The sequence below is a fragment of the Enhygromyxa salina genome, from assembly GCF_000737335.2.
In the GTDB taxonomy this organism is placed as follows: domain Bacteria; phylum Myxococcota_A; class Polyangia; order Nannocystales; family Nannocystaceae; genus Plesiocystis; species Plesiocystis salina_C.
In genome coordinates this window covers 1-3,492 of sequence record NZ_JMCC02000012.1, presented here as the reverse complement: position 1 = coordinate 3,492, position 3,492 = coordinate 1, and the positions used below count along the sequence as shown (strand labels likewise).

Here is a 3,492-nt window from a genome sequence, read left to right as displayed (position 1 = left end):
GTCAGGTGCACCCCGGGCAGCGATCTGTTTTCAGCTCGGGCGAGGGCTTCTCGCCCGCTTGCGGACAGCTTCGTAGTCAGGTGCACCCCGGGCAGCGATCTCTTTAGGGAGCACTCTCACGCTACCCGGCGTCCACGCACAGACGCGCGCACGGGCCCGCCAGCGGCCCGAATCACCCGGCTTGGCGATCAGCGCCGCTCGCCCACCCGTGAGCCGGGCCGCGCGGCGTGATAGCTGTCGCCCATGCCACAGCCCCCCCGCGCCGAGTCGACCCCGCGCAGCTTCGATCCCGCGACCGCCGAGCTGATGGCCAAGACCATCAAGGGTCTGGCGATCGACGCGGTCCAAGCCGCCAACTCTGGCCACCCCGGGATGCCGATGGGCTGCGCTGATCTGGCGACGGTGCTGTGGACGGAATTTCATACCCACGATCCGGCCGAGCCCACGTGGTTCGATCGTGATCGCTTCGTGCTCTCGGCCGGGCACGGCTCGATGTTGCTGTACGCGCTGCTGCACCTGACCGGCTACGACCTGCCGATCACCGAGCTGAAGAACTTTCGCCAGTGGGGCTCGAAGACGGCGGGCCACCCGGAGTACGGCCACACGCCGGGCGTCGACGTCACGACCGGGCCGCTGGGCTCGGGGTTCGCGGCTGGGGTTGGCATGGCGTTGACCGAGCGCTTCTTGGCCAGCCACTTCAACCGTGAGGGGCACGCGATCATCGATCACATGACCTACGGGATCGTCAGCGACGGCGATCTGATGGAGGGCATCGCCTCGGAGGCCGCGAGCCTGGCCGGGCACCTTGGGCTTGGCAAGCTGATCTACCTCTACGACGACAACCAGATCTCGATCGACGGGGCCACGGACATCACGTTCACAGAGGATGTCGCGGCACGCTTCGTCGCCTACGGCTGGCACGTGCAGAAGGTTGACGGCCACGATCGCGCGGCGGTCAGCAAGGCGATCGCGGCGGCACGCGCCGCGGGGGATCAGCCCAGCATCATCTGCTGTCGCACCGTGATCGCCCAGGGCTCACCCAACAAGGCCGGCAGCTCGGGTGCCCACGGCGCGCCGCTGGGTGCGGAAGAGGTCGCCGCGACCAAGGCCGCGATCGGCTGGCCGAGCGAGCCAACCTTCCACGTGCCCACCGAGGTCAGCCAGGCGCTGGCCGAGCAAAAGCAGGCGCACGCGCGCAGCCGGGCGGACTGGAATACGCGGCTGGCCGCGTATCGCGAGGCCCACCCGGACTTGGGTCGCGCCTTGGATCAGGCGATCGCAGGCGAGCTGCCGAAGGCCGCGACCGAGGTGTTCGCCAAGGTCCTCGCCGGGTTTGAGACCGGGGGGTCCATCGCCTCGCGCAAGGCCAGCCAAAAAGTGGTCTCGGCGCTGTTCGAGGCCTACCCGCTGCTGCTTGGTGGATCCGCGGATCTGGCCGGCTCCAACGGCACCGAGCTGCCGGGGCCCGGCAACAGCAAGCAACACCCCGAGAGCCGCAAGCTTCACTTTGGGGTCCGCGAGCACGGCATGGCTGGCGTCTGCAACGGCATGGCCCTGCACGGCGGCGTGCGGGTGTTCGACGCGACCTTCTTGGTGTTCTCGGACTTCATGCGCGGGGCCCTGCGGCTGTCGGCGCTGATGGGGCTGCCGGTCGTGCACATCTTCACCCACGACAGCTTCTGGCTGGGCGAGGACGGGCCAACCCACCAGCCGATCGAGCACACCATGAGCTTGCGGGTGATCCCCAACCTCCACGTGATGCGGCCCGGCGACGCGCGCGAGACCGTTGGCGCGTGGCAGTGCGCGATGCAGCGAACCGACGGCCCGACCGCGCTGCTGCTGACCCGGCAGAACCTGCCGACCTTGGCGGCGACCAACGCCGAAGCGGTCGCGCGTGGGGCCTACGTCGTCTCGGATCCCGAGGGCGCCGGCGACCTCGATGGGATCTTCATGGCGACGGGCTCGGAGCTCTCGCTGGCGTCGGAGTGCGTGGATCAGCTGCGCGCGAAGGGCCAGCGGATCCGCCTGGTCTCGATGCCCTGCTGGGAGCGCTTCGTTGAGCAGGACGCGGCCTATCGTGAGTCGGTGCTGCCGGCGGCGGTCGGTCGGGAGCGGCGCTTGGCGATCGAGGCCGGCACCACGATCGGGTGGTCACGCTGGGCCGACCATGTCCAGGGGATCGATCACTTCGGCGCGTCGGCGCCCGCGGAGCGGCTCGCGGAAGAGTTTGGGTTCAGCGTGAAGGGCGTGCTCGCGCGCTGGGCTGCGGCGCGGGGTTGAGCGGCCACTGGGCGCCGCCCGCTCGGGGGCTACACTCCCCACGATGATCTTCGTCGAGACGCCCGAGGTCTCCCACGTCGAGCGCCAGGGCTGGGTCGCGATGGGTGTTGGCGCCGGCCTGGCGGTGCTGGCCAGCGCGCTGCCGCAGCTGCGCTTCATCTTCGGCTACCTGACGATCCTGGTCCACGAGATGGGCCACGCCCTCACGGCTTGGTTGTTCGGCTACCCGGCGATCCCAACCTTCGACTTCACCTACGGCGGCGGCATCACGCTGCAGGGTGATCGGGTCTGGCCGCTGTTGCTGCTGCCCTTGGGTCTGGTGGCGTGGATGGGCTGGCAGCATCGCGCCAACCCCCGCGCAAAGTGGGCGTGGACGGGGATCGGCGCGGTGTTCTTCTTGCTGGCGGTCAGCCCTGCGCATCGCCACCTGATGGTCGCAATGGGCCACGGCACCGAGCTGATCATCGCCACGGTGTTCATCTACCGCGCGCTGTCGGGCAGCGCGATCAAGGTCGCCGCCGAGCGCCCGCTCTACGCCGCGTGCGGTCTGTTCATCGTGTTCGAGAGCCTGCGCTTTGGGTTTGGACTCATGACCAGCGAGGAGCTGCGCCACATGTACGAGCAGGCCAAGGGTGGTGGCCACTGGATGGACTTCAGCCAGCTCGCGGGCGAGTTCGAGATCCGCGTGAAGACGATCGCCACGCTGTTCTTCATGGGCGCGCTCGCGGTCCCGGGGGTGGCGTGGCTGTTGTTTCGCTACCGTGAGCAGATCCAGACCAAGGTGGTGAGCACGCTCGGCGCAGCGGATTAATTGGGTTGAGCGCGCAGCGCAGCGGGCTTTTCGCCGGCTCACCGTGTGAAATATCTCCGCGGGCGAGCTCGCGTTACCGGTGTTCTGGACCGTGCTGTCGGCGAATTTCTGGTCCACTTGGGCCATGCGGCGTACCACCTACCTGACAGCATTCTTTGCCTTGCCTGCGCTCCTCTTGGCCTGCGCGGACGACACGACTGGTGATACCACCGTCGGTATCACGATGGACAGCACGGGAACGACCACGTTCACGAGCATGACCACAGACGAGTCCGGGACCGCGGACCAAGGCGACGGCGACGGAGACGGCGACGGAGACGGTGACCCCGGCGACGGCGACGGCGATGGCGACGGCGACGGCGACGGCGACGGCGACGGCGACGGCGATGGCGATGGCGATG

The 3,492-nt window shown here is 68.6% G+C and carries 2 protein-coding genes; both read left to right on the top strand.

The window, feature by feature from the left end:
- Positions 1-243 precede the first annotated feature (243 nt).
- Positions 244-2,280, top strand: coding sequence for a transketolase (tkt, locus tag DB30_RS06520; RefSeq protein WP_052547113.1), 2,037 nt, complete (start codon positions 244-246; stop codon positions 2,278-2,280).
- A gap of 43 nt (positions 2,281-2,323) precedes the next feature.
- Positions 2,324-3,091: a hypothetical protein gene (locus DB30_RS06515; RefSeq protein WP_052547112.1), complete on the top strand. Its 768-nt coding sequence runs from the start codon at positions 2,324-2,326 to the stop codon at positions 3,089-3,091.
- The last annotated feature ends 401 nt before the right edge of the window (positions 3,092-3,492 follow it).

What these genes read in the sequence shown, in the direction of transcription:
- tkt (WP_052547113.1), top strand. Translation starts at nt 244, where the DNA reads ATGCCACAGCCCCCCCGCGCCGAGTCGACCCCGCGCAGCTTCGATCCC.
- DB30_RS06515 (WP_052547112.1), top strand. Translation starts at nt 2,324, where the DNA reads ATGATCTTCGTCGAGACGCCCGAGGTCTCCCACGTCGAGCGCCAGGGC.